Source organism: Hymenobacter sedentarius (genome assembly GCF_001507645.1).
In the GTDB taxonomy this organism is placed as follows: domain Bacteria; phylum Bacteroidota; class Bacteroidia; order Cytophagales; family Hymenobacteraceae; genus Hymenobacter; species Hymenobacter sedentarius.
Window position 1 is genome coordinate 248,023 of record NZ_CP013909.1, and the last position, 24,613, is coordinate 272,635.

Genomic DNA, 24,613 nt, shown 5'->3' on the forward strand with positions numbered 1-24,613 from the left:
TCCGGGGTGGTTGCGGCACCCAAGCCACTCCACCTGCTGCCAACGCACCCGGCATTGGGCAAAGTTCAGCTCAATAATGAGTCAATACGCGTTGCCGGGCAGGGCCAACGCCGGGAACAACCCATAATAAATGCCTAGGTTCGTGCACCCGTTTCCCATGCTCCACTCCCTCGGCTACTTCGCGGCCATCTTCATCGGCCTTTCGCTCGGCATCATGGGCGGGGGCGGCTCTATTCTCACGGTGCCCGTGCTGGTGTACCTGATGGGCGTGAGCCCGGTGCTGAGCACGGCGTATTCGCTGTTTGTGGTCGGCTCTACGTCGGCGGTGGGCGCGTCGGGCTACTTCCGCAAGGGGCTGGTGTCGCTGAAAACGGCCGTGGTCTTTCTGATGCCTTCGCTGCTGTCCGTATTTACGGTGCGCAAGGTGCTCATGCCGACCATCCCGCACGTGCTGTTTACGGCCGGCAGCATCGTTTTCACCAAAGACCTGCTGGTGCTGGTGGCCTTTGCCGTGCTCATGGTGGCGGCGGCCACGTCCATGATTCGCAGCAAGCAGGCCGAAGAGGTGCTCGACGAGGAGCTGCACTTCCCGCACGCCTTCAACTATCCGCTTATTCTGACCATCGGGCTGGTGGTGGGCACGCTCACGGGCTTTGTGGGCGCGGGCGGTGGCTTTCTCATCATCCCGGCGCTGGTGCTGGGCGCCCGCCTGCCCATGAAGCTGGCCGTGGGCACCTCGCTGGCCATCATTGCCCTAAACTCGCTCATCGGCTTCACCGGCGACCTGAGCGCCGGCACGCCTATCGCCTGGACGTTCTTGCTTGGTTTTCTGAGCTTTGCCCTGGGCGGCATTGTGCTGGGCACCTACCTCGCGCGCTTCATTCCGGGGGCCCGGCTCAAGCCCGCTTTCGGCTGGTTTACGCTGGCCATGGGCACGTTTATTCTCACCAAGGAACTGCTGTTTCGCCACGCTTAAACTCCTGTTTTTATTTTCTCCATCAGTATGTTCCGTTCCACAGAATCTGCCACCCCCGCTTTCCAAAACCTCTTGCCCGCGCCGTTTGCCGAGGGGCTGCGCCAGCCCGGCGCGGTGCTGCTGGACGTGCGCCGGCCCGAGGAGTTTGCCAGCGGCCACCTGCCCGGCGGCGTCAATATCGAGGTAACCAGCCCCGACTTTGCCCAGCGCATCGCGGCGCTTGACCGCACCAAGCCCACCTACGTGTACTGCCGCAGCGGGGCCCGCTCGGCCAACGCGGCCGGCCAGCTCAGCACCGCCGGTTTTGGGCAGGTGCACAACCTGCTGGGCGGGGTGCTGGACTGGCCCGAACAGCTGGTGCGCTAAGCTGAGTAGTTGGCCCGCTTTGTCTTAACGCTTGCCAACGCTCCTCCCTCACGCTTAACCTCCTTCCTGGACCTGGACCTACCGCGCCCTGCGCGCAAAGCCACCTGGCTATTCGGCAGTGGCGGCGTTCCCCTTTTGGTAACTTAGCCGCCCATGAAACCCACGGAAGCCCCCGCGCAGCAACTGCTCCGGCTGGTTCGGCTGCTGATGCTGCTGACGGCCGCCGTGGTGCTGGTGCTGGCCGTGGTGGTGGCCCAACTCTACGGTCCCAAGGCGGCGCCGGAGCCCGTAGCAGCGGACGAGGCCACGCAGGGCCCGCCCCCGCCCGGCAGCTACCACCGCCCGGCCACGCCAGCGCCGGATACGGCCGCCATTCCGCACACGGCGGCGGGCCGCGAAATCCGCTACGGGCAAGAGCTGATTGCCCACACCGCGCTGTATTTGGGGCCGCAGGGCTCGGTGGCGTCTCTCACCAACGGCATGAATTGCCAGAACTGCCACCTCGAAGCCGGAACGCGCGGCTTTGCTAACAACTACCTGGCCGTGGCCGCCACCTACCCCAAGCTGAGGGCCCGCTCCGGCACGGTGGAGGGCATCGAGAAGCGCGTGGCCGACTGCATGGAACGCAGCCTCAACGGCCGCGCCGTGCCCGACCGCAGCCGTGAAATGCGCGCCATGGTGGCCTACCTCAAATGGTTGGGCCAGGGCATTCCGAAAGGCCAAAAGGTGTACGGCACCGGCCTGGTGAAGCTGCCCTACCTGGACCGGCCGGCCGACCCGCGAATTGGGCGAGCCGTGTATGCGGCCAAGTGCCAGCGCTGCCACGGCCCCACGGGCCAGGGCCAGCAGCTGGCCGATAGGCGCGAGTACCAGTACCCGCCGCTGTGGGGGCCGGCCAGCTACAACGATGGCGCGGGGCTGTTTCGGGTGTCCAACTTTGCCAAGTACGTGAAAGCGGCCATGCCTTTCGGGGCCACCTTCGACCACCCCCAGCTCACCGATGAGCAGGCCTGGGACGTGGCCGCCTTCGTGAACTCGCAGCCCCGCCCCCATCTGCCCACCCCGCACGACTGGCCCGACATCCGCCAGAAGCCCGTGGATTATCCCTTTGGCCCTTACGCGGATGCTTTCCCCGAACAGCAGCACAAGTTCGGGCCCTACCAGCCCATCGAAGCCGCACACCGGCCGCCAGCAGCGGCACATTAGCCTTCGCCGGGGGCTTTGCCATCACGGCCTGATGCCCAACTATTCTTGCTTCTCACCTACTGTTTCTCATCCTTTTTCTTGCTTGCTCATGATGAATACTACCGCTCGTTTTCTGGCTGGCGCGGCCTTGCTGCTTGTGGCCGCACCCGGCATCAGCCGGGCCCAAACGCCTGCAACGGCTACTCCAGTTGCCTCGGCCCCCGCGGCCCAGCCCACTGCCACGCCCGCCCCGGTGCTGACGCCGCCCAACGCGGCAGTGGCGGCGAAGGCAGCCACGTACCAGGGCGCACCGGCTCCCAAGGGCCATTACCGGGCCGTGTACCAGCTCGATAGCGACGACCCGAAGCTCATCAGCAAGACGCTGCACAACATGAAAAACGCCCTGGAAGACCCGCGCCTCAAAGGCAAGCTGGAACTGGAGCTGGTGGTGTTCAGCGGGGGCACGGTGGCTTTCCGCAAAGACCAGCCCTACGAGGCCGACGTGCTGGCGCTGCAGCAGGCGGGCGTCGTTTTGGCCCAGTGCCAGAACTCGATGAAGGCCTACAAGCTGACCAAGGCCGACATGCTGCCCTACATCTCCATTGTGCCCACCGGCAACGGCGAGCTGATTATCCGCCAGGCCGAAGGCTGGTCACTGGTGCACCCATAATTTAATCGCAGATGAAAACATGACCCTGGAGGTGGAGATGACGCCGGGCACGGTGGCCAACTCGTTGCCGGTTTTTTGCCAGCATTCCCGTGGCCCTCATTTGTGCCGGGGCCGGCAGCTTTGTGGCCAATAACGCCTACGACGCCGACGGCGACCAACTCGTTTACGCGTTGAGCAAGCCCATCATCGCGCATCTGCCGATGCAGGTGCCGGTGGCCTACGCGCCGGGGTATAGCGAAACGCAGCCCTTTGGGGCCAGCGGGCTGCTTGGGCGAAACCCGAACACGGGCCTTTCGACCTACTTCAGGCCGGAACAAGGCGTCTTTCAACTGGCGGTCGACGTGCTGGAGTACCGCCAGGGCCAACTATTGAGCACGATTCACCGCGACATGCAGGTGGTGCGCACGTGCGCAGGGTGGCCGCGTCGCAATTCACGTCCTGCGTTACCACACTGCTGGCGGGCCCCGACGACCGGTGCCTGTATTTCTACAACGTCATCACGCCCAATGGCGACACCCAGAACGAAACCTTTGCCATCAGGAACATCGAGCGCCACCCCAATACGGCGCTGGCCATCTTCAACCGCTGGGGCCAGAAGCTGTACCATTCCGACGGCTACCACAACACGTACGGCAATGCAAGCACGGCGCCCGGCCTGTACTACTACCTCTGCCAAACCGCCGAGGGTGCCATCTACAAAGGCTGGTTTGAGGTCATCCGCTAACGCAGCCGGATAGCTGCCGCACCAAGCCCCACCCAGAACAAAGCCCCAGCCCGTGCGGCGGCACGGGGCTGGGGCTAAGCGAGGGGGTTCAGCTTTCCTGTGCTGCTCCCGGTTCGATTCAGGCTACTTCTTTTCGAGGGCAGTGGTCATGTCCTGCTGCGAATGCAGGACGGGCAGCGTTTTGGCAGCATATGCCTGAACGGCGGGCGTTTCGGCCGCTTTGCTTTTCACCTCAAACATGGCAATGTCCATCTGGTGCGCCTTGTCCAGGACGTCGAGGTAGGTCTGGTCAAACTCTTTGCCGCGCTTGTCCATCAGCCGGTCGGCCAGAGCCTGGTGCACGGGCATCATCGTTTGGGGCATTTTTACGCCCAGGGGCGCGGCAATGGCTTTTAGCTCCTGGTTGGCCTGGGTGTACTTGCTCACCATCGATTGGGCAAATTTCCGCACCTCGGGGGTGGTGGCTTTTTGGGCCGCCATTTGGCTGGCCCGAACTTCCAGCATGTTGCTGCTGGCCGCGTTCATCAGGAATACGGGGTCCTGCATGGTGGCAAACGTGTTCATGTAGGCCGTCATGTCGGCGCTGCCGCCCGTGGCATCGGCGCCGGTGGCGGTCACGCCCGCGTTGGCGTCGGGGGCGGGCGTGGGGTTCATGTCGGTACCCATGCGGGTATCCGTGGCGTTACTGGTCGCCGATTCGGAAGCGGCCGTGTTGGTGCTGCTACACGCGGTGGCGGTGGCCATCGCGGCGGCTATCAGGAAATAAGAAAGGGTTTTCATCGTCATTATCTAGCTGAAGAGTAAGATTTCGAAGTGTATATACGGTACACCTCAAAGCAGGTAGACATTTTCGTACGTTTTGCCTGGATAACCGCTTAGCCTGCTCCTACAGTTGAGCTAAGGCAGGGCTGCTCCGGCCGGAAATCAGCCGGCTCGGGTGGCCAGCACTTCCCGCACTGGCGTCCACCGTATGTCGGGGTAGCGGGCATTGTCCAGGGGCTGCAGCTTGGGCCGGCCCGTGAACATGTTGTGCATGTACTGCATGCCCTGCCAGGGCGGAAACACGTCGTCGCTGGCCGGCATCAGGGCTTTGGTCACTTTTATCAGGGCGCCCAGCACCCACACCCCGCCCATTCGCAGCAGCTTAAACGGCTCGCCGGTGGCTTGGCTGGCGGCCTTTTGCAGGCCCCGCACGGTGGCCACTTCGCCGGCCACGCGCAGGTAGCGCGGCGTGGTGGGGTCGAGGGCCGCGGCGGCGGTAAATTCGGCGGTATTGGCCGTGGTGGTGAAGTCCAGGGGCTGGTCGGCGTCGCCGTAGTACATCACCCGCTTGATTTTGAACAGCACCACCGGCGCCTGGCCGGTGAGCAAGTCGGTAAACATGCCGTTGAGCACCGACGTGGCCTGAATGGGGGCCTGGTCGAGCCGTTGGTTGAACTCCCGGCGCAGGTCGAGGTTGCGGTTGGAGCCCATGGGCAGCTTGGTGTAATCGATGCAGTAGTCGGACGGAATGAAGCGGGGCACGCCGGCCGCCACCGCCGCATCGAGCAGCCGCTTTTGCAGGTCCACTATCACCTCGCGCAGCCCCGACAGGGCCGACACCACGCAGGCCGCGCCCGCGCAGGCCTGCGTGAGCGCCATGACGCTGTTGAAATCGACTTCCACCAACTCGGCGCCCTGCTCGCGCAACGTGGCCACCTCCGGTTTGTGGGCGCTGCCCGGGCGCACCAGCGCCCGCACCACGGCGCCGCGCGCCAGCAGGGCAAGCCCAATGCGGTGCCCCAGGTCGCCGGTGGCGCCGGCCAGCACGATGGGGGCGCGTTCGGTAGTCGGATTGCGTTGCTTAGCGGTAGTAAGTTCTGCCAAAATGGGAGGTTTGAAATGCCAGCTTTAAAGGGTTGGGGATGAAACCGGCAGCGGCGGATATGGTTAGCACGAGCGGCAGGCACTACGCACATTTACAGCGTGCGCTTCTTTATCTTCTCCAGTTCCTGCTCGTAACTTGTGGTAGAGGCCTTTTCCTGCCGGGCCACCGCCACGGCTTGCTGCTGCATGGCCGCGGCCTCGCTGAAGAACCGGAGCCGGTAAAGCAAGTGGGCCAGGGTGTCGTAGTTGTAGGCGGCGGGGTCCAGGTCCACGGTGCGCTTGCTCCACTGCAGGGCGCGCATCAGGTGCTGGCTGTTGCGGGTGCCGGTTTGGTACACGGACCAGGCGCCGTTGTTCAGTTCCTGCAAAAAAGCAGCCGGGGGCACGCGCCGGGCCGTGGGCTCCATCGTCGTGACACGGCTCACATTGGGGCCTAGGCTGCCGGGCTGGCCGGCCGTTGTGCTCAGGCGCTGCCGGTTGGCCAGCTGCTCCTGCCGAAACGCCTGCAGGGCCGCCACCGCCTTCCGGGCCGAGTCGGCCGAGATGCCCATGTTGATGCGGTCGTAGTAGAGCACCGCCGACCGCAGGTAGCTGGCCGTGTCTTTGATGGCGCTGAAGAAGCGCAGCATGTTGGTGTCGTAAGCCCGGGAGCCCTGCTGATAGTTAGTGTTCCAGCTGCCGCGGGCAAAAGTGGCGCCCTGGGTAGCCAGCACGCGGTTTTTGGTGGCAATGGCCTGATTCATCGTGTTGCTGATAATCAGGTTGTTGATGGTGATGCGTTGGGGCAAGGGCAGGCTGCGGAACAGGCTGTCGTAGAGCCGGGGGTTGAGCCGCGTCAGCTGTTGGGCTTTGCTGCCCACCACAGGGCCGTTTTCGAGAATAAACACCACTTCGGCGGGCTGGTCGAAGGCGTGCACCGGCAGCAGCTGCACGTAGGCATCGAGCACGGCGGGCTCCACGCGCAGACCCAGCTGCCGGTGCTTGGCGATGTAGCGCTTAAGGAATTCGGCCGACCAGTGGCCCTGGCGGTACTCTTCCTGCAGGTGGCTCAGGTTTTCGGGGTCGGCCTGGGCCTGCTGCACCGCCTGCAGGTCGTGCAGGTAGCGTTGCTCGCTGGAAGCATTGCCGAAGTTGCGATAGAGCAAGGTGCCGTCGGGGCCGAAGTACAGGTAGGTGGGGTAGCTCGTCACCGTGTATTTGCGCACCACGGCCGCAGTTTCAGCCTTGCCAAAGGGCAGCTCCTTGCTCAGGAAGCCTTGGTTGAGCGCGGCCACCACGGCCGGGGCGTTGAGGCCCGATTCGTTGCGCATTTTCTGGAGCGCCGCCGGCGTATTGGCCGACACCGGTGGCGGAGCGAGCAGCACGAAAACGGGCTTGTTCAGCTGCCGGGCCCGGGCAAAAACCTGCGTCAGCGAGTCTTTCTCGAAGCGGATGCGTTGGGCACGCCCAGGGCTTTGAGCGACTAAAACGGTAAGAAGCGCGAGTAGGAAATATTTCATTAATGAGCGTGAGGGTAGAGCAATAAAAGTAGTAGGTATTACTTCGTTATTGGGATTCTAAGCACACCATCAAAATTGGCCCAACCAAGGCTGGGTTGAGCTGGTACGCTGATGGCGGCTACCGCTTCGCCGGCAGCAGCCCAATACCCTTGCCCAGGAGCCAGTCGAAGAGGCGAGCGGGCAGGAGCCGGGGCACTATCCAGCTGCGGAACACATCGGGCGCGATGGTGTAGCGCAGGCGCGGGCGCGGCGTTTCCAGGATGCTCACCAGCCGCTCGGCCACGTAGTCGGCGCTGAGGCCTTTGTCGCGGGTGTTGCTCACGTAGCCCGCGAAGCGCTGGGCGGCGGCATAGTAGGGCGTGTCGCGGTAGGGCGCCAGGTCGATGCCCTTGTCCCAGATGGGGGTTTTGGTCACGCCCAGCCCAATGAGCACCATGGGCACGCCAAACAGCTGCAGCTCCCGGCGCCACGAGGCCGTGAGGCCTTCCAGGGCAAACTTGGTACCCACGTAGGCGCCCATAAACGGGGCGGCCACCTGCCCACTCACCGAGCCAATATTGATGACCCGGCCGACGCGCCCCTGGAAATTGGGCTGGGCCCCAAGCAAGGGCAGAAACGCCTGGGTCACCTGCACGAGGCCCAGCACATTCACCTCAAAGTGCTGCCGCACCACCTCGATGGGCTGGCACAGCAGCGGCCCGCCCAGCGCAATGCCGGCGTTGTTGATGAGGCCGCGCAGGGGCTCGCCGGCCAGCTGGGCCGCCACCTCGGCCGCGGCCCGGGCAATGGCGGGGCCATCGGTCACGTCGAAAAGCAGCGGCACGAAGGCTTCGCCCAGCTCCGCTTGCAGCCGGGCGGCATCGGCGGGGGTGCGCACGCTGCCAAACACGCGGTAGCCGCGGCTGAGAAACGCGCGGGCCGAGGCCAACCCCAGGCCGCTCGATACACCCGTGATTACCAGGGCCGGAAGAGTCATTTTCATGGGGCGGAAGGTAGCCCAATTTCGGCAACTTCGGGGGCCGGCGGGGCGACTAATGATCTGCTCATAGCTGCTGTAAGTGGCTCCCCTTTAAACAGCGCCCCTCTCCTATTTTCAGGCGAATTGCTGCCTGCCGCACCGCCAATTCAGAAATTGAGCTGACCAGCGAGCTTGCCGCTTGCTATTTCAGCGTATTTCCCAAAACGGGCCGCAAACCCAGTGGGCACGGGCCATAACTTTAGGTTTTCACCCCTGCTCCTGCCATGCTCGACCTCGTCATTGATGCCCGCCCCGCCGCCATTATGCCGGGGTTTGATGTGAAGCGGATTCTGCCCTACCGGCTGCGGCGCATGCTGGGGCCGTTTATTTTCATGGACCACGCCGGCCCCGTGCACGTGCCGCCCGAGCAGCTGCCGAGCCTCGACGTGCTGCCCCACCCCCACATTGGGCTGAGCACGGTGAGCTACCTGTTTGGCGGCCAGGTCACCCACCGCGACAGCCTCGGCGTGGAGCAGATTATCCGGCCGGGCGAGGTAAACTGGATGACCGCCGGCAGCGGCATTGCCCACTCCGAACGGTTTGAGGACCCTGGCACCCTGGCGGGCGGCGCCCTCGAAATGATTCAGACCTGGGTGGCCCTGCCCGAAGCCGCCGAAGAGCAGACGCCCACCTTCGCCAACTACCAGCCCCAGGAGCTGCCCATTTTCACCGACCAGGGCGTGTGGATGCGCCTGATTGCGGGCGATGCCTTTGGCTTGCGCAACGAGGTCAAAACGCATTCGCCCCTGTTTTACCTGCACGTGGTGCTGCAGACCGGCGCCCGGTTTGGCCTGCCCCGCGGCTACCCCGAGCGCGGCGCCTACGTGGCCAAAGGCAGCGTGGAAGTAAACGGCCGCCTCTACACCCCGGGCCAGCTGCTGGTGTTCACGCCCGGCCTCAACCCGGTGCTGGTGGCCCGCGAGCCCAGCACGCTGATGCTGCTGGGCGGCGAGCCGCTGGGCGAGCGGTTTATCTGGTGGAATTTCGTGTCGTCGCGCCGCGAGCGCATCGACCAGGCTAAAGCCGACTGGAAAGCCGGCCGCATTGCCCTGCCCCCGAACGACAACGCTGTGTTTGTGCCGCTGCCGGAGGATAAGTCGCGCCCGGCGGGCTCGCCGCCGCCGCAGGCGCTTTCCTGAGGGGCTACTCCTCCGCCGGGGCGGGCGTGTACACCAGCACGTGCGCGGGCGGCAGGTTCAGCAGCACGTAGGCGTGGTCGAGCAGGCGAAAGAATTTCGCAAACAAGCGCTTGTTCTGGAGCGAATACTGAAACAAAATGAGCTTGCCGGCGGGCCGGAGCAAGTCGCGGGTGTGCTCGAGGATGCGCCAGCCCTGCCGCCGCGGCAACGACGAAAACGGCAGACCGCACACCACGTACTCGGCCGCCGGCGCGCCCAGCTCCCGCAGGTACTGGCCGGTTTTATCGGCCGAGCCGTGGATGACGTGCACGTTGGGCTGGCCGGCATAGCGCTCCCGCAGCAGCTTGGCAAAGCGCCGGTTCAGCTCCACGAGCACCACCACGGTTTCGGCTTTGCGGCGCTGGATGATGACATCGGTGAAGACGCCCGTGCCGGGACCGTACTCCACAATGCAGCGGGCGGTGGTGAAATCGATGGGCTCCATCACCTTGTCGGAAAGCTCGCGGGAACTGGGCACCAGCGAGCCCACCGTGGCGGGGTTGCGAAAAAACTGCTCGACAAAAGGAGAAAGCATAGGCCGGAAAGGGGTTAATAGAGCTGACGTCGGGCCGCCAGGTGCCACTTTTACGGGGGCTGGGCGCCTGCGTATACGGCGGTGTCCCTTGGGAGCCGGCGCAGGCGCTGCACCAAGCGGGCACCCGCCGCGTCGGGCCAGGAGCTTTTAGCTCAATTTTTCCGTTTTTTCGTCATGGCTTATTTCGTTGCAAAAGGTTCGGTGGTGCGCGCCATCTGGGGCAAGGCCGATACCGTGCTGTTCATTTTTGCGGGGGCCGCGGCCGAGTTTGCCCTCAATAAGGCCGTGGACTGGCTTTACTTCACCGGCCGCCTGCCCGCCGACCCGCTCGCCCGCCTGTTTTCGACGGTGGAGTACGCTCGCAAAATCGTGTACTCCCAGCAAGCCACTGCCGAGCGCGCCATCGATTCCATTGCGGCCATTCACGCGGCCGTGGAAGCCAAGCGCGGCATGGCCATCCCGGATTGGGCCTACCGCGACGTGCTGTTTCTGCTCATCGATTACTCCATCCGCGCGTTCGAGACGCTGGAGCGGCCGCTCACCCTCGCCGAAAAAGAGGAGGTATTCGACGTGTTTGCCCGCGTGGGCCGGCGCATGGGCATCCCCCACCTGCCGGCCAGCTACGCCGAGTGGCTGCCGGTGCGCCAGCAGCACCTGGCCACCGACCTGGCGTACAGCCGCTTCACCGCCGACCTCTACCAGCAGTATCGCAAGCACCTGGGCCCGTTCCGTTACTGGCTGCTGCGCCACGCCCAGCGCCTGGTGGTGCCCGGCACCGTGCGCGAGCTGCTGCAGCTGGGCACTACCTCGTGGGTGCGGCCCATCCTGCCGGTGTACCGCCGCACCCAGCAGCTGGCGCTGGGCCGCTGGATGCGAGCGGCCATTCTGCCGCCCGCTTACCGGGCCAAAATTGACGCATTGGATAGCGCGCCGCGGCACCTCACCCCTGCTGGGCACGGCCCCAGCCCTGCCGGGTACGACCCCTCTCTCGCGGAGAGAGGAGCCTAGCGCCGCCTGTCATTGCGAGCGCAGCGCGGCAATCCGTCCTTCCACTGCGACAAGCCCTTGAGATGTGACAAGCCCTATTAAAAAGCCCCGACTCTGCACAGAGCCGGGGCTTTTCACATTATTGGGCTAGTCGCTCGGACTAAAACAGATTACCACGGCCTACGGCCACGCAATGACAGATGAGAACCGTCAGGCTCCCCTCTCTTTTGGAGAGGGGCCGGGGGTGAGGTTCTGCCCTTCTGGGCTTTAGTTGTTCTGGTAGGGCGTCACGCCCATGTTCTGGAACATGAAGCTCCACTTATCGGTCAGCTCGCTGATAACCTGGGCGGTGGAGCGCCCGGCGCCGTGGCCGGCTTTGGTTTCAACCCGGATGAGCACCGGCGCGTTGCCTTTCTGGGCTTCCTGCAGGCGCGAGGCGAATTTGAAGGAGTGCGCGGGCACTACCCGGTCGTCGTGGTCGGCGGTGGTGACCATGGTGGCGGGGTAGCTGGCGGGCTTCAGGGCGTGGTAGGGCGAGTACTTGTAGAGATAGTCAAACATCTCCTTAGAGTCCTGGGCCGTGCCGTAATCGAAGGCCCAGCCAGCGCCGGCCGTAAACTGGTTGTAGCGCAGCATGTCCATCACGCCCACGGCGGGGAATGCCACTTTGGCGAGGTCGGGGCGCTGGGCCATGGTAGCGCCCACCAGCAAGCCGCCATTGGAGCCGCCCGAGAGGGCCAGGTGGTCGGTGTCGGTGTACTTGTTGGCTTTCAGGTACTCGGCCGCGGCAATGAAGTCGTCGAACACGTTCTGCTTTTGCAGCTTGGTGCCCGCCAGGTGCCACTTTTCGCCGTACTCGCCGCCGCCGCGCAGGTTGGGCACGGCGTAGATGCCACCGTTCTCCAGCAGCACAATGTTGGCGGGGTTAAAGCCGGGGGTCACGGAGACGTTGAAACCGCCGTAGGCATACAGCAGCGTGGGGTTTTTGCCGTTCAGCACCATCCCTTTTTTGTAGGTGATAATCATCGGGATGCGGGTGCCGTCTTTGGAGTTATAAAACACCTGCTTCGACTCGAACTTGGTGGGGTCGAACTGGACGCCGGCCTTCTTCCACACCGTCGATTTGCCGCTGGCGATGTCATACTTGAAGATGGTGGGCGGGTAGATGTAGGACGTGAAGGTGTAGTAGGTTTCCTTTTCTTCTTTCTTGCCGTTGAAGCCGCTGGCCGTGCCCAGCGCAGGCAGGGCAATGTCCCGCTCCTTCTTGCCGGCCATGTTGTACTGCTCAATCAGCGAAGTGGCGTCTTTGAGGTATTGGGCAAATATTTTGCCGCCGGCGGTGCTCACCTCCAGCACGTTCTTGGTTTCCGGAATCAGGGTTTTCCAGCTGGCGGGCTTGGGATTGCCGGCGTCCACGGTCACCACGCGGTTGTTGGGAGCGCTGAGGTTGGTGAAAATGTAGAGCTTGCTGCCCACGTTATCAACCACGTCGTTGATGGTCTTCTCGTTGTCGACCACCGTCACAATGGGGCTGTTTGGCTTGCTCAGGTCCTGGATGTAGAGTTCGTTGCCGGTGGTGGTGTTGCGGGCCGAGATAACCAGGAAGCGCTGGTCTTCCGTCACCGAGCCGTTGATGTAGCGGCGGGGCGTTTTGTCGCCGCCAAACACGAGTTTGTCGGTGCTTTGCGGCGTGCCCAGCTTGTGGTACATCAGTTTGTGAATCTGCGTTTTGCCGGCCAGCTGGCTGCCGGCCTTGGGCTTGTCGTAGGAGCTGTAGTAGAAGCCGTCGTTGCCCTTCCAGGCGGTGCCGGAGAACTTCACGTCCTTGAGCGTATCGCCCACGATGGTCTTGTCGGCCGTGCGCAGCACAATCACCTTGCGCCAGTCCGAGCCGCCTTCCGAAATCTGGTAGGCGGCCAAGCTGCCGTCTTTGGTGAAGTTCAGGCCAGCCAGCGAGGTGGTGCCGTCTTTGGAGAAGGTATTGGGGTCGAGGAACACCTCCGGGGTGCCCGTGGCGCCCACCTGCCGGTACACCACCGACTGGCTTTGCAGGCCCGTGTTTTTCGAGAAGTAGGTGTACTTGCCTTCCTTGAAAGGGGCGCCGAATTTCTCGTAGTTCCACAGCGTTTCGAGGCGCTTGCGCACGGCGTCGCGGAAAGGAATCTGGGCTAGGTAATTCTGGGTCACCTTGTTTTCTTCCTGCACCCAGTTCTTGGTGTCGGGGGCCTGGTCGTTTTCCAGCCAGCGGTAGGGGTCGGCCACCTTGGTCCCGAAGTACGTGGTCACCGTGTCGACCTTTTTGGTTTGCGGGTACGGCAACGTTTTGATGGGGGCCTGGGCAAAAGCTGGCGCGCTCAGCAGCACCGCCGCCAACGAGGCATAAAGGCTTCTCATAGGGGAATTTTAGGGGAAATGGAAGAAACTGAAGTTGAGGCAGAAGCGGGGCACGGTCATTTCGCCCCTTTCCACCCTCGATTAGGCAGGCCAAGATACACCATAGTAGCGTGGCTACCTCCAGCATGTGCCCAGGGTCAACGGCAGTAAACGAGCGTTGTTTCAGCCTCTGCCCGCGCCCGTGCCATGCTTCAGCTCGGCCGTATTGCCGTAGTTTCGCCTCGAAGATTGAGCTGGCCGCAGCCTTCATCCCCCACCCTCTACCAAACCCCTGCTAAGTGCTGAAGCGAAACTGGCATTACCTGCTGCTCCTGTTCCTGCTGGCCGATTTGGGGTATTCGTTTTGGCAGTATCTGCAGTTTCCGCTTGATGGCGACCTGGCGCCCATCGTGTGGCCCGACGAGGCGTACCGGCGCGTGCTGCACGACCCGTTTGGCCTGCGCGTGCTGCTCCACCACGAGCATTACTCGGCGCCCAACCGGTTTTTCACCCACTTCTTTTTGTACGAGTACTTCCGGCACGTGCCGCTGTGGCTGCAGCGGCTGCTGAGCCCCGTCGACAGCCTGTACGCGGCCTGTGCGCTGTTGAAAATCGCCGTGCACGCCCTCGTGGTGTACGTGCTGGCCGTGGCCATCAGCAACCGCCGCCAGCTGTTGAGCCGGCGGTTTTTGCTGGCGGCCGCGCTGGTAGCGCCCCTGCTGCAAACGGGCGGCTACAACTACCAGATGGGCGTGGTGGACTGGTCCATTACCTACGTCGCCTTCTACGCGCTGCCGCTGAGCTTGCTGCTGCTGTTTTTCCTGCCGTATCTGCGGGCGGCGGTGCACGGCACCCCGCTGCGGGTGTCGTGGGCGGGCTACGTTGGGCTGCTTGGGCTGGCCGTGGTGCTGGCCTTCAACGGCCCCACCGTGCCGGCCACGGTGCTCCTGGTGTGCCCCGTGACGCTGCTCGGGTGCTGGTACCGGGGCTTTGCCGCGCGCCCAGCCCCGGAACCGGTGCTGCGCCGGGCGGTGCGCGCCCTGGGACAGCTGCCGCCGGCCTTGCTCTTGCCGTTTGGGCTGTTCAGCGCCCTGAGCTTGTACTCGATGTTTATTGGGCTGAATAACTCTGAGAGCCAGTGGGCCAGCATGCCGCTTGCCCAGCGCTATGCGCGGCTGCCGCTGGGCATCTACTATGCGCTGACCGAGGACGTGGGCCTGCCGCTGCTGCTGGGCCTGCTGGTGCTCAACGCCTTCCTGCTGCGCCGGCAGGCTGCACCGGGCGGCCGGGTGCTGGCCGTGCTCAAGTGGCTGGGCTGGTTTGTGGTGGCGTACCTGCTGCTGCTGCCCCTGGGCGGCTACCGCTCCTACCGCGAATACATTGTGCGGCACGACAGCATCCTGCCCATCACGCTCGGCCTGATTGGCGGGTTTGCTCTGTCGGCCTATTACCTGCTCACGCACTTGTCCGCGCCGGCCCGGCGGCGGTATGCCGCGGTGGTGGTGGCCGGCCTGGCCCTCTTCACCTTTGCCGACCTGCGCAAGCTGGGCACCTCCAACGACTGCGAGCGGAGCCTGTTTGCCCAGCTGGCCCAGTCGCCGGACCCCATCGTGCGCCTGCCGGCCACGTGCCCCATGCTGGACTGGCAACCCCTCACCGACTACCACAAATCCGAGCTCGACGGCCGGATGCTGCAGTACTGGAACATCACCAAAACGCCCAAGCGCTACTACCAGCAGTAAGCCGGGCCCGGCGGCAATAGCCCAATCATTGCCCAAAGACAGAGGGCCAAGAGGCAATCCAAAAATCCAGAAACGGTCATGCTGAGCTTGTCGAAGCATCTCTCCCGCGCAACTAATTGATTTTAGTCTTGCGGGAGAGATGCTTCGACTGCGCTCAGCATGACGTTCTTTTACCAATGTTTCCGTTATGTCAGATAGGAGCTTATGTAGGCTATCAAAGCCGCTGCATTTCAGCTCAACAAAGCGGCCCTACTTTTTTGCCTTCTTTTTCTTGGGCTTGTCGGTTTCCTCCACGGCATCGGCAAAAATCTTCGTTATCAGCCCCGAAAGCAAGCCCACCGCCACTTCTGTCCCGTGCTTGATAATCAGCCGTTTTACCTCTTTAAGAATGGCTTTTCGCGTTTTGGGCTTAATCAGGGCCATGATTCGAAGAATATAAAGGCGGAATAAGTACGGCAGCCTATGTATACGGCCCCGGCGCAATATTCTTTGCCTGCGCCGGCTATTCCGCCAGCAACTCCTGCTCCCGCAGCCAGTCAAAAATCAGCTGGTCTACGGCCGACACCTCCGGCCGGTGCCGGTAGTTGAGCCACACCACTTCTTCGATTTCGGCAGCCGGCTGCAAGTTGCCGGTGTAGCGGGCACTGTAGCAAGTCATCTGCACCAGCACGCCCTCCGGATGCCCATGCGCGGGCGCTGTGAATGTGCCCACGTGCACCAGACTGGCCGGGTCAAGGTCCACTGTCAGCTCTTCCTTGATTTCTCGGAGCAGGGTTTGGTGGTCCGTCTCGCCGGCCTCGCGCTTGCCGCCGGGAATGTAATAGCGGTTTTTGCCGCGGCTGCGGGTGCTCAGCAGCTGGCCGTCGTGCAGGTGCAGCCAGGCTATTTTGTCAATCATAGAATGTTGTAATGAAGTTCACGAAACTCATCCCCAAATGTATTTTCTGAACTTTGACTTGGTGAACCAGTTTTTTGAACTCAATCTGGGCCAAAAGCCACTTCAGTAGTTCAATTACTAAATAATAGCTAGGGGTTCAGGAAAACGAGCGTTAAGTTTTTTCTTTTCGCAGATGGCGCCAACTGGAGATGACCCCGTAGCTACCTATGACAAAGAGGCCCACCCACGCCCAGTTCTCGCCTTTACTGTAGTAGCCGGGAAGGAGGAATACATCGGGATAAGCGTCTAGGTGTTGCAAGAGCATGTTGCTGCCTTTCCGAAGGTCATTGCAGTCCGCCCGGCCCACTTTTAAGGCGTGCTCGCGGCCCCGAAAGGTGAAGTGAAAGGAGCGGAAGTGGGCAGAGGTATTGCAGTTGGTACGCAAGACTTGAACAGGGACGAGCTGCCCAGCCAGTGCCACTTCTCGTTCGGCTTTTTTCCGAGGGAAAACAGCGCAACACAGCACGAGCATCAACGCTGAACCTATCAAGTTAAAGCGGTGCATAGAGGCTGTTAAGACAGGAAAAAGTGGGTACTTCGCGCAAAGTGGCTATAAAAAGCCGTTCAGGAAAACGGTGGTGCCCTAAACTAGCTTGTTCAAAGTAAGGAGGGTCTATTCAACTTGCACATAGGCAGAATCTACTTGAATGGGCACCCACTCTTGATTCTTTTTTATTGCCAGCCCTTTCAGCTCTAGCGTACTATCCCGGCCGTATACCCACACCCGAAAAGGCAAGGTGTCCTTTTCCAAATCGTGTTCATTGTAGGTGTGTTTGAAAGCCGTATACCCGCCAATGTGTCGTTGCACGCGCGCACTGGCTTTGGCCTGTTCCACCATGTCAAACATGAACGGCGCGTCTTTGGTAATGAAATAATAGCCTACCCGCGAAAACACGAAAGCGCCCACTACAAGGACGAGGAGCCAATACACAACTTTCTTAAGAGTGGCGGTGGTCATTGCTTCAAAGGTACCGTTCACGAAAACGGTGGAATTTTTGAAACATTAAATCAAACAGCTCACAACAAAAAGCCCGGCCTACTGCAGAGTAGTACCGAGCTTTTTTGAAAAGTTGAGCTAAAAAACACAATCAGCTTCGAATGCCGCTCAGTTTAGTTAGCCGGCTGGGGCGCTGGGGCCTTCACGTATTTCTCCAGCCAAGCATTCGTTTCCCACAGCACGTGGAGCAAGTTTTCGCGGGCGGCGTAGCCGTGGGCTTCGGCGGGCAGCACCACGTAGCGGGCGGTAGCGCCCTGGCCTTTCAGGGCGGCGTAGTACCGCTCGCTCTGAATGGGATAGGTGCCGGTGTTGTTGTCGGCCTCGCCGTGAATGAGCAAAATGGGCGTCTTGATTTTGTTGACGTAGTTGAACGGCGACATGGCGTTGTAGACTTCCGGTGCCTCCCAGTAGCTGCGCTCTTCGCCCTGGAAGCCGTAGGGCGTGAGGGTGCGGTTGTAGGCGCCGCTACGGGCAATGCCGGCCTTGAACAAGTTGGAGTGCGTGAGCAGGTTGGCCGTCATAAAGGCGCCGTAGCTGTGGCCCATCACGCCCACGCGGGCCGGGTCCACCACGCCCAGGCGGGCGCCTTCGTCGATGGCTGCTTTGGCGCTGCTCACCAGCTGCTCGATGTAGGTATCGTTGGGGTCTTTGCTGCCCTCTCCCACTATCGGAACGCTGACATTCTCTAGTACGGCATAGCCTTGGGTGACCCAAAATACCGGCGAGCCACCACCTATCCGCGTGAAGGCGTAGGGGGAGCCCGTCACTTGTCCGGCCGTGCTTTTATCCTTGAATTCCAAGGGGTAAGCCGACATGAACGTGGGCAGTGGGCCGTCGCTTTTCTTGTAGTTCGGGGGCAGGTAGAGGTTGGCGGTCAGGTCCACGCCGTCGGCGCGCTTGTACTTCAGCACCTGCTTCTTAAAGCTGCCACCGAATGCCGCGTAGGGGTTCGGGAATTTGGTGACGGCCGTGAGCTTGTCTTTCTTGGTGGCGTCGCGCAGGTAGTAGTTCGGCGATTGGGTGGGCGACTCGCGGCGCGTGAGCAGCTGGCGCTTCTTGCCGCTGGCGTCGATGATGGCCACCGGCACTTCGTACACCGGCGCTTGCGACCGCCACCAGCGGGTGGTTTTCTTGGCGATTAAGTCCAGCTCGTCCACAAAAGGCCGGTCGCCTTCGGGCGAGGCCCCGGTGCCCAGCAAGTAGATGCTTTGGCCCATGGGCCCACCCGTGAGCAGCACCGACTTGCCTTGGGCATTGCGGTACTCGTAGGGCGTGCCGGGGTCCTTGTACTTGTCCTCCGACGAGCCATCGAACAGCACGGTGAGCGGGGCGGCCGGCTTGCTGGGGTTGAGCTGCCAGGTGGTCTGGTGGCGGTCGGCCCAACGGTAGCCGTCCACCAGGGCCAGCTGGCCATTGCCCCAGCTCAGGCCGCCAAAGCGCAGCGGCAAAGCCGCCAGCTCCTGCGGCGCCCCCGTGAACGGTGCCTCGATGGTGAACAGCTTGTCGCGGATTTCGGCTTTCGTTTTGGGGTTGCCGCCGTCCTGGGCTTCCACGTAGTAGATGGTGGCCGGCACATCGGCGCGCCACGCGTGATTGCGCGGGCCGGTGGGCGCGGCATCGTTGCCGATGGGCACGGCATCGGCCAGGGGCAGGTCGGCCACGGTTTTTACCGGGGCACCGCTGGCCAGGTCCAGCACGTCGAGGCGCTGCGGGAATCTGTTGATGGGCAGCGTGTAGGAATACGGGCGGTGGCGGGTGCGCACCAGCACGTACTTGCCATCGGGCGAGGGCGACGCGCTTTGAATCACGCCGGGCTGGCCCAGGGGTTGGGCGGCGCCATCGGCCAGGCTCACCTTCACCAGCTGCGAAGTGGCATAGTAGTCAAAGAGCCGCTCGTCGGTGGGGCTCTTCATCAAATCCTGGTAGGTGGGCGCGGCGGTTTTTTTGCCGCCGCCGCTTTCCTGCACGGCCGGGCCGGTGGGCGCGGCATCGGCGGCCGGAGCGGCGCCCCGGCCCGCGGGCACGGTGCAGGCCAGCAGGGTCTTGCTATCCGACACCCACTCGAAGGCGTTGCCGAAGGTATCGTTGAGGGGCGTGGCCAGTAGGCGGCGCGCGGTGGCGGTGGCCACGTCGGCCACCCACAGCTCCACGCGGCCGTCGGTGCCGGAGCCGGGCGTGGTGAGCGCAAAGGCGATGGTCTTGTTATCGGGCGACCAGCTCAGGCCGCTGATGCGTGCCTGGGCCGGCAGGCCTTTCACTTCAACTTCGGCGCCGTTGGGCAGGGTTTTGAGCTTGATGCCCACGGCGTAGTTCACCCGGCTCTGGCCGTTGGTGCGGGGGTTTAGGCGCAGGCCGGCGAGGCGCAGCTCGGGCGCGGCCAGCTCGGCCACGGTGGGAAAGTCCTGCATCGGCAGCAACGCCAGCACGCGGCCGTCGGACGACAGCGACACACGCGGCGTGGGCGGCGCCAGCAGGATATCCTGAATGGCTTTGGGCGGGGTCTGGTATTTGAACTCCTGGGCTTGGGCCCCCGCCACGGTGGCCAGCAGAAGCGTGACGGAAAGAAGCAGTTTTTTCATACGCGGCAATGAAAAGAAAAACGAACCGGCGCGATGCCGTGCTCGAAAGGTAACAAGCGGCGGCGGTGCGGCGGGTACAAAGTTTGGGCAATCTGCAGCGCTGCACGCTGTCATCGCAAATACTGGGTGCAAGCACAGGCTGCTTTTTGCAACGGGCATTGCAGTTGGGCCACCGCAGCCAAAATCGCCATTTGTACGCGCTGACTCCAGCCACTGGAAGCCTTTCAGCGTAGAGATTACCCCTTTCTCACCACTCGTTTCCCTATGCCCGCTACCTATTACATCGGCTGTTCCGGCTTTTCCTTTCGCGACTGGAAGGGTCTGTTTTACCCCGAAGGCCTGCCGCCGCGCAAGTGGTTCGAATACTACTGCACGCAGTTCAACACGCTGGAGCTGAACGTGACCTTTTACCGCATGCCCGAGCTGAAGGCCTTTGAAACCTGGTACACCCAGAGCCCGCCCGACTTCCGCTTTGCCGTGAAAGCGCCGCGCCAGGTCACGCACTACAAGAAGTTCAATGCCGAAGCCCAGCCCATTCTGGCCAGCTTCTACGCCACCGTGGCCGAAGGCTTAAAGGAAAAACTTGGCCCCGTGCTGTTTCAGCTGCCTCCCAAAGCCGCGTATACCGAAGAGCTGATGCAGCGCCTGCTCGACAGCCTCGACCCGGCCTACCAAAACGTGGTCGAATTCCGCCACCCCAGCTGGTGGGATGCCGAAGTACAGCGCGAGCTCACCAAGCACCGCGTCACCTTCGTGGGCCAGAGCTACCCCCCACCCCTGGAGCTGCCCGATGAAGTGGTGGCCAATACCGACGTGGTGTACTACCGCTTCCACGGCGTGCCGGAGCTATACAAGTCGCCCTACAGCCCCGAATTCCTGGCGCGCATTGCCGATGAAATCACCGCAGCCAAGCACGTGAAGGAAGTGTACCTGTACTTCAACAACGGCATCGGGGCGGTGGGCGTGGAAAATGCGCGGCAGATGCAGCAGTTGCTTTCGGTGCCGGTGCTCATGCCGTAGGGCGCTTGAGCTATACTTTGCACCCGTAGGAGGCGCAGGAACCTCCAAGCCCCACTCTCACCAGCCCAACGTAATAGCGTTTCCTGCGTTCGGGAATACCATGACGACCTTTCATATTGGCTGCTCGGGCTACCACTACCGCCACTGGCGCGGCGCTTTCTACCCCGAGAAGATGCCCATGCGGCTGTGGTTTGAGTACTACAGCCAGCACTTCCGCACCCTGGAGCTGAACGTAACCTTCTACCGGTTTCCGAAGCTGTCGTTTCTGAAAAACTGGTACGCGCAGAGCCCGGCCGACTTCCGCTTTGCCGTGAAAGTGCCGCAGCTCATCACGCACTACAAGCAGTTCAACAACGTGCAGCAGCTGCTCGGCGACTTCTACGACACCACCGGCCGCGGCCTGCTCGAAAAGCTGGGGCCCATCCTTTTCCAGCTACCGCCCCGCCTGGCCTACGACCCCGACCGCCTGGCCCGCATCCTCGATTGCCTCGACCCTTCCTTTCTAAACGTGCTGGAGTTCCGCCACCCCAGCTGGTGGCGGCCGGACGTGTACGAGGAGCTGGCCCGCCGCCGCGTTATCTTTTGCGGCCAGAGCCACCCGCTGCTGCCCGATGCCGTGGTGGCTACCGCGCCCGTGCTCTACTACCGCTTCCACGGCGTGCCCGACCTCTACCGCTCGCCCTACGACGAGGGGTTTCTGCGGCGCATCACCAGCGAGATTCAGGCCCAGGCCGGGGTGCAGGAAGCCTACGTGTACTTCAACAACGACATCGACGCCTCCGCCATCGGCAACGCCCGGCAAATGCTGGCCCTGGTGCAGGCCGGCCATGTTGAGCTAATCTAACTTGCTGCATGAAAGCCTTGTTTCTGCCCACCAAAAACTACCGCCTCAACGGCCGTCTCTGGCTCGAAACCGACGACGGGCGCTTTCTCGGCATTGGCCGGCTCGAGCTGCTGGAGCAGATTGCCTCGCTGGGCTCCATTTCGAAGGCGGCGCAGGCCATGGGCATGTCCTACAAGCGGGCCTGGGACCTGGTGAGCTCCATGAATGCCCAAGCCGCGGCCCCGCTGGTGACCACCCAAACCGGCGGCTCCCGCGGGGGCGGCGCGGCGGTGACCGCCGCCGGCCACGAAGCCATAACGGCTTTTCGGGCCCTGCAAGCCCGCTTCCAGGCCTTTATGGCCGCTGAAACCCAACACCTGCAAACTTAAAGCGCACGCCCTAGTTCGTTATATCTTTACAAATACAACGAACTGCTTTTATGCCCTCATTTCTATTGGCGAGGCCCTGCATGGCGTGGGCGGCCGTACTAGTGCTGCCCCTTACTGCACGCGGCCAAGCCCCGGCCCCGCCTGATACGGCCCGCCAGCAGGTGGCCCTGAAAGAAGTAGTGGTGGCCGCTTCCAAGGTAGAGGAAAGCTTTCTGCAGTCGCCCGTGACGGTAGAAAAGCTCAATGCCCGCGCCCTGCGCCTCACGCCGGCGCCGTCGTTTTTCGATGCCATTGAGCACCTCAAGGGCGTGCAGGTTATCACCCCCAGCCTGGGGTTTAAAGTGCTGAACGCCCGCGGCTTCACGAACACCACCAACGTGCGCTTTGCCCAGCTCGTGGACGGCATCGACAACCAGGCCCCACACATCGGCGGCCCCATTGGAAATGTCTTGGGGCCCAGCGATTTGGACATCAAGTCGGTGGAAATTGTGCCCGGCACCGCGGCGGCGCTCTATGGCCTGAATGCCATCAACGGCCTGGCCGATTTCCAAACGAAAAACCCGTTTAGCTCCGAAGGACTCAGCGTGCAGCAGAAAACCGGCGTCAATCACCTCGGTGACCCGGCCAGGGGGGCCCGGCTTTTCACCGAAACCAGCCTGCGCTACGCCAAAGTCCTGCGCCCGAAGCTGGCTTTCAAAGCCAACGCCACCTACCTGAGGGGGTACGACTGGGCCGCCAACGACCAGACCGACATCAACCCCAGGGGCAACGCCAGCGTAGGTCTGCTGGGCGCCGAAAACCCCGCGCGCGACCCCGTAAACAGCTACGGCAACGAGTCGTCGGACCGCAGCGTGCTGAACCTGGGCGGCAAGAACTACCAGGTGGCCCGCACCGGCTACGACGAAACCGCCGTGGTGGACTACCACCTGAAAACCCTGAAGACCGACGCGGCGCTGCACTACCGCCTGCGCCCGGGCACGGAGCTGGCCTATACCTACCGCCTGGCCGCCTTCGACAACGTGTACCAGCGCTCGAACCGCTTCCAGCTGCAGCACTACCGCTTGCAGCAGCACGCCTTGCAGCTCACCACCGCGGTGGTGCAGGCCCGCGCCTACCTCACCCAGGAAAATACCGGCCATAGCTACAATTTGCGCTCGGCTGCCGAAAACATTGACCGCGGCTTCAAGCCCGATGCGGTGTGGAACCGCGACTACGCCGCCGCCTGGAACGCCGCCACCCAGGCCGGGCAACCCGTAGCCCAGGCCCACGCCACCGCCCGCACCGCCGCCGATGCCGGCCGCCCCCAGCCCGGCACCGCCGCGTTTGAGGAGCGGCTAGCAACGGTGCAGGCCATCAACAACTGGGATGTGGGCGCGGCCCTGCGCGTGCGCGCCAATTTGCTGCACGCCGAGGCGCAGGTGAACCTGGCCGAAACGCTGCGGCGGGGTGTCTGGAGCCGGCTTTCCAGCAAAGTTGACCTGCTGGCGGGGGCCGACCACCGCACCTACCTGGTGGTGCCCGATGGCAATTACTTCATCAACCCGGAGAAGAACCGGGACCCATTCAGCAACCTGGCCTACAGCAAGACCGGCGGCTTCCTCCAAGCAGGCGTGCGGCTGGCAAACGAGAAAATCCGGCTTACCGCCACGCTGCGGGCCGATAAGAACGACTACTTCATCACGCGCTTCAACCCGCGTCTGACCGCGGTGTATTCACCCAGTGCCGCCGTCAATTTTCGGTTGAGCTACCAAAGCGGCTACCGCTTCCCCAGCCTGTTTGAAGGGTTTTCGAACGTGAACAGCGGGCAAGTGAAACGCATTGGTGGGCTGCGGGTGATGTCGGACGGGGTGTTTGAAAACAGCTACCTGCGCACCAGCATCGACGCCTTTGTGGCCGCCAACTCGGCGTATGCCAACGCCAACACGCCGGCCAACGCCACGGCCGCGCAGAAACAAGCCGTTCAGGCCCAGGCCATTGCGCAAAATCGCAACCTACTGGTGAAGGGCCCTTACACCTACCTCCGCCCCGAGCACATTCGCTCGCTGGAAGTGGGCTACAAAGCCGCGCTGCTGCCCGGCGGCCAGTGGCTGGTCGATGCGGACTTCTACTACAATACGTACCGCAACTTCATTGCCCAGGTAGAAGCCTACGTGCCCAAAACCCTCAACCCGGACTCCACGGCCATTTACCTCGCCAGTAAAGCCACCCAAAACCGCTACCGCCTCTGGACCAATGCGCAAAGCCAGGTGTATAACTACGGCGGCTCGCTGGGGCTACGCTATGAGCTGCCGCGCGGCTACCTGGCTGGGGCCAACACGACCTTTACCCGCCTCGACCGCACCGAGTCGGGCGACGGCCTCGAAGACGGGTTCAATACCCCCTGCTGGGCTTACAACCTCAGCCTCGGCAATGAAAAAGCCTACAGAAACCTGGGCTTCGGCCTCAACTACCGCTGGCAGCAGGGCTACTATTCCCAGACCTTTCTCGTGAGTGGCAACGTGGCGGCCTACGGCACCCTCGATGCCCAAATCAGTTACACCATGCCAGCCCAACACTTGCGCTACAAGCTCGGCGGCAGCAATGTCCTGAACCACTACTACCAGTCGTACCTGGGCGGCCCCAGCGTGGGCGGGCTATATTATTTGTCGCTTACCTACGAGCTGTAATAGCAATGGCGGCGAAGGATAAGGGATAAGATGTTGCTAACGCATGAACACAAAAAAGGCCCGCTCTCATCGAGCGGGCCTTT

At 62.6% G+C, this 24,613-nt stretch carries 23 protein-coding genes; 12 read left to right on the forward strand and 11 right to left on the reverse strand.

The window, feature by feature from the left end; all coding sequences use genetic code 11:
- Window positions 1-157: 157 nt before the first annotated feature.
- From AUC43_RS01095 to AUC43_RS01115, 5 genes are all read left to right on the forward strand, one after another.
- Complete coding sequence (locus AUC43_RS01095) at window positions 158-976, forward strand: sulfite exporter TauE/SafE family protein (protein WP_068188705.1); 819 nt, start codon at window positions 158-160, stop codon at window positions 974-976.
- Between the two features lie 27 nt (window positions 977-1,003).
- Complete coding sequence (locus AUC43_RS01100) at window positions 1,004-1,342, forward strand: rhodanese-like domain-containing protein (RefSeq protein WP_068188708.1); 339 nt, start codon at window positions 1,004-1,006, stop codon at window positions 1,340-1,342.
- 153 nt (window positions 1,343-1,495) lie between these two features.
- On the forward strand, window positions 1,496-2,548 hold the full coding sequence (locus tag AUC43_RS01105; protein ID WP_068188711.1) for a c-type cytochrome: 1,053 nt from the start codon (window positions 1,496-1,498) through the stop codon (window positions 2,546-2,548).
- Between the two features lie 88 nt (window positions 2,549-2,636).
- Window positions 2,637-3,197: a DsrE family protein gene (locus tag AUC43_RS01110; RefSeq protein ID WP_233254076.1), complete on the forward strand. Its 561-nt coding sequence runs from the start codon at window positions 2,637-2,639 to the stop codon at window positions 3,195-3,197.
- A 415-nt stretch (window positions 3,198-3,612) separates the two neighbouring features.
- Entirely contained in the window at window positions 3,613-3,921 is a 309-nt protein-coding gene (locus tag AUC43_RS01115) for a gliding motility-associated C-terminal domain-containing protein (RefSeq protein ID WP_157780869.1), read from the forward strand.
- Window positions 3,922-4,044: 123 nt separating this feature from the next.
- On the opposite strand, the gene AUC43_RS01120 is transcribed toward AUC43_RS01115, so the two are convergent.
- The 4 genes from AUC43_RS01120 to AUC43_RS01135 form a co-directional block, all read right to left on the reverse strand.
- Complete coding sequence (locus AUC43_RS01120) at window positions 4,045-4,701, reverse strand: DUF4142 domain-containing protein (RefSeq protein ID WP_068188718.1); 657 nt, start codon at window positions 4,699-4,701, stop codon at window positions 4,045-4,047.
- A 144-nt stretch (window positions 4,702-4,845) separates the two neighbouring features.
- Window positions 4,846-5,787, reverse strand: a complete 942-nt coding sequence (locus AUC43_RS01125; protein WP_233254077.1) for an NmrA family NAD(P)-binding protein — start codon at window positions 5,785-5,787, stop codon at window positions 4,846-4,848.
- A 92-nt stretch (window positions 5,788-5,879) separates the two neighbouring features.
- Window positions 5,880-7,286 (reverse strand): hypothetical protein, encoded by a 1,407-nt coding sequence (locus AUC43_RS01130; RefSeq protein ID WP_068188721.1) that lies wholly within the window; start codon window positions 7,284-7,286, stop codon window positions 5,880-5,882.
- A 118-nt stretch (window positions 7,287-7,404) separates the two neighbouring features.
- Entirely contained in the window at window positions 7,405-8,268 is an 864-nt protein-coding gene (locus tag AUC43_RS01135) for an SDR family NAD(P)-dependent oxidoreductase (RefSeq protein WP_068188723.1), read from the reverse strand.
- 260 nt (window positions 8,269-8,528) lie between these two features.
- On the opposite strand from AUC43_RS01135, the gene AUC43_RS01140 reads away from it, so the two are divergent.
- Window positions 8,529-9,443 carry a pirin family protein gene (locus AUC43_RS01140; RefSeq protein WP_068188725.1) on the forward strand — a complete coding sequence of 305 codons (915 nt, stop codon included), beginning with the start codon at window positions 8,529-8,531 and terminating at the stop codon, window positions 9,441-9,443.
- Between the two features lie 4 nt (window positions 9,444-9,447).
- On the opposite strand, the gene AUC43_RS01145 is transcribed toward AUC43_RS01140, so the two are convergent.
- Window positions 9,448-10,017, reverse strand: coding sequence for a class I SAM-dependent methyltransferase (locus AUC43_RS01145; protein WP_068188726.1), 570 nt, complete (start codon window positions 10,015-10,017; stop codon window positions 9,448-9,450).
- Window positions 10,018-10,191: 174 nt separating this feature from the next.
- Here AUC43_RS01145 and AUC43_RS01150 point away from each other — a divergent pair, with 174 nt between their 5' ends.
- Window positions 10,192-11,025, forward strand: a complete 834-nt coding sequence (locus tag AUC43_RS01150) for an oxygenase MpaB family protein (RefSeq protein WP_071885787.1) — start codon at window positions 10,192-10,194, stop codon at window positions 11,023-11,025.
- A 246-nt stretch (window positions 11,026-11,271) separates the two neighbouring features.
- Here AUC43_RS01150 and AUC43_RS01155 read toward each other — a convergent pair whose 3' ends face one another.
- Window positions 11,272-13,398 carry a prolyl oligopeptidase family serine peptidase gene (locus AUC43_RS01155; RefSeq protein WP_068188729.1) on the reverse strand — a complete coding sequence of 709 codons (2,127 nt, stop codon included), beginning with the start codon at window positions 13,396-13,398 and terminating at the stop codon, window positions 11,272-11,274.
- Between the two features lie 278 nt (window positions 13,399-13,676).
- On the opposite strand from AUC43_RS01155, the gene AUC43_RS01160 reads away from it, so the two are divergent.
- On the forward strand, window positions 13,677-15,119 hold the full coding sequence (locus tag AUC43_RS01160) for a hypothetical protein (protein WP_068188731.1): 1,443 nt from the start codon (window positions 13,677-13,679) through the stop codon (window positions 15,117-15,119).
- A 249-nt stretch (window positions 15,120-15,368) separates the two neighbouring features.
- Here the strand turns inward: AUC43_RS01160 and AUC43_RS20750 are convergent, their stop codons facing one another.
- The 5 genes from AUC43_RS20750 to AUC43_RS01180 form a co-directional block, all read right to left on the reverse strand.
- Window positions 15,369-15,542, reverse strand: a complete 174-nt coding sequence (locus AUC43_RS20750) for a hypothetical protein (protein WP_157780870.1) — start codon at window positions 15,540-15,542, stop codon at window positions 15,369-15,371.
- A gap of 79 nt (window positions 15,543-15,621) precedes the next feature.
- Entirely contained in the window at window positions 15,622-16,017 is a 396-nt protein-coding gene (locus tag AUC43_RS01165) for an NUDIX hydrolase (protein ID WP_068188734.1), read from the reverse strand.
- Window positions 16,018-16,168: 151 nt separating this feature from the next.
- A complete protein-coding gene (locus AUC43_RS01170; RefSeq protein WP_068188737.1) occupies window positions 16,169-16,561 on the reverse strand; it encodes a hypothetical protein in 393 nt (130 codons plus the stop codon).
- Between the two features lie 108 nt (window positions 16,562-16,669).
- Window positions 16,670-17,035 carry a hypothetical protein gene (locus AUC43_RS01175; RefSeq protein ID WP_157780871.1) on the reverse strand — a complete coding sequence of 122 codons (366 nt, stop codon included), beginning with the start codon at window positions 17,033-17,035 and terminating at the stop codon, window positions 16,670-16,672.
- A 131-nt stretch (window positions 17,036-17,166) separates the two neighbouring features.
- Entirely contained in the window at window positions 17,167-19,632 is a 2,466-nt protein-coding gene (locus AUC43_RS01180) for a prolyl oligopeptidase family serine peptidase (RefSeq protein WP_068188743.1), read from the reverse strand.
- A gap of 264 nt (window positions 19,633-19,896) precedes the next feature.
- Here AUC43_RS01180 and AUC43_RS01185 point away from each other — a divergent pair, with 264 nt between their 5' ends.
- The 4 genes from AUC43_RS01185 to AUC43_RS01200 all read left to right on the forward strand — a co-directional run bounded on the left by AUC43_RS01185 (window position 19,897) and on the right by AUC43_RS01200 (window position 24,530).
- A complete protein-coding gene (locus tag AUC43_RS01185; RefSeq protein ID WP_068188747.1) occupies window positions 19,897-20,652 on the forward strand; it encodes a DUF72 domain-containing protein in 756 nt (251 codons plus the stop codon).
- A gap of 100 nt (window positions 20,653-20,752) precedes the next feature.
- Window positions 20,753-21,496 carry a DUF72 domain-containing protein gene (locus AUC43_RS01190; RefSeq protein ID WP_068188750.1) on the forward strand — a complete coding sequence of 248 codons (744 nt, stop codon included), beginning with the start codon at window positions 20,753-20,755 and terminating at the stop codon, window positions 21,494-21,496.
- A gap of 8 nt (window positions 21,497-21,504) precedes the next feature.
- Window positions 21,505-21,864: a winged helix-turn-helix domain-containing protein gene (locus AUC43_RS01195; protein ID WP_068188753.1), complete on the forward strand. Its 360-nt coding sequence runs from the start codon at window positions 21,505-21,507 to the stop codon at window positions 21,862-21,864.
- 50 nt (window positions 21,865-21,914) lie between these two features.
- Window positions 21,915-24,530: a TonB-dependent receptor gene (locus AUC43_RS01200; RefSeq protein WP_233254078.1), complete on the forward strand. Its 2,616-nt coding sequence runs from the start codon at window positions 21,915-21,917 to the stop codon at window positions 24,528-24,530.
- Window positions 24,531-24,613 lie beyond the last annotated feature (83 nt).

What these genes read in the sequence shown, in the direction of transcription:
- AUC43_RS01170 (WP_068188737.1), bottom strand. Translation starts at nt 16,561, where the DNA reads ATGCACCGCTTTAACTTGATAGGTTCAGCGTTGATGCTCGTGCTGTGT.
- AUC43_RS01165 (WP_068188734.1), bottom strand. Translation starts at nt 16,017, where the DNA reads ATGATTGACAAAATAGCCTGGCTGCACCTGCACGACGGCCAGCTGCTG.
- AUC43_RS01095 (WP_068188705.1), top strand. Translation starts at nt 158, where the DNA reads ATGCTCCACTCCCTCGGCTACTTCGCGGCCATCTTCATCGGCCTTTCG.
- AUC43_RS01200 (WP_233254078.1), top strand. Translation starts at nt 21,915, where the DNA reads ATGCCCTCATTTCTATTGGCGAGGCCCTGCATGGCGTGGGCGGCCGTA.
- AUC43_RS01195 (WP_068188753.1), top strand. Translation starts at nt 21,505, where the DNA reads ATGAAAGCCTTGTTTCTGCCCACCAAAAACTACCGCCTCAACGGCCGT.
- AUC43_RS01100 (WP_068188708.1), top strand. Translation starts at nt 1,004, where the DNA reads ATGTTCCGTTCCACAGAATCTGCCACCCCCGCTTTCCAAAACCTCTTG.
- AUC43_RS01190 (WP_068188750.1), top strand. Translation starts at nt 20,753, where the DNA reads ATGACGACCTTTCATATTGGCTGCTCGGGCTACCACTACCGCCACTGG.
- AUC43_RS01180 (WP_068188743.1), bottom strand. Translation starts at nt 19,632, where the DNA reads ATGAAAAAACTGCTTCTTTCCGTCACGCTTCTGCTGGCCACCGTGGCG.
- AUC43_RS01185 (WP_068188747.1), top strand. Translation starts at nt 19,897, where the DNA reads ATGCCCGCTACCTATTACATCGGCTGTTCCGGCTTTTCCTTTCGCGAC.
- AUC43_RS01150 (WP_071885787.1), top strand. Translation starts at nt 10,192, where the DNA reads ATGGCTTATTTCGTTGCAAAAGGTTCGGTGGTGCGCGCCATCTGGGGC.
- AUC43_RS01130 (WP_068188721.1), bottom strand. Translation starts at nt 7,286, where the DNA reads ATGAAATATTTCCTACTCGCGCTTCTTACCGTTTTAGTCGCTCAAAGC.
- AUC43_RS01120 (WP_068188718.1), bottom strand. Translation starts at nt 4,701, where the DNA reads ATGAAAACCCTTTCTTATTTCCTGATAGCCGCCGCGATGGCCACCGCC.
- AUC43_RS01135 (WP_068188723.1), bottom strand. Translation starts at nt 8,268, where the DNA reads ATGAAAATGACTCTTCCGGCCCTGGTAATCACGGGTGTATCGAGCGGC.
- AUC43_RS20750 (WP_157780870.1), bottom strand. Translation starts at nt 15,542, where the DNA reads ATGGCCCTGATTAAGCCCAAAACGCGAAAAGCCATTCTTAAAGAGGTA.
- AUC43_RS01110 (WP_233254076.1), top strand. Translation starts at nt 2,637, where the DNA reads ATGATGAATACTACCGCTCGTTTTCTGGCTGGCGCGGCCTTGCTGCTT.
- AUC43_RS01145 (WP_068188726.1), bottom strand. Translation starts at nt 10,017, where the DNA reads ATGCTTTCTCCTTTTGTCGAGCAGTTTTTTCGCAACCCCGCCACGGTG.
- AUC43_RS01140 (WP_068188725.1), top strand. Translation starts at nt 8,529, where the DNA reads ATGCTCGACCTCGTCATTGATGCCCGCCCCGCCGCCATTATGCCGGGG.
- AUC43_RS01105 (WP_068188711.1), top strand. Translation starts at nt 1,496, where the DNA reads ATGAAACCCACGGAAGCCCCCGCGCAGCAACTGCTCCGGCTGGTTCGG.
- AUC43_RS01155 (WP_068188729.1), bottom strand. Translation starts at nt 13,398, where the DNA reads ATGAGAAGCCTTTATGCCTCGTTGGCGGCGGTGCTGCTGAGCGCGCCA.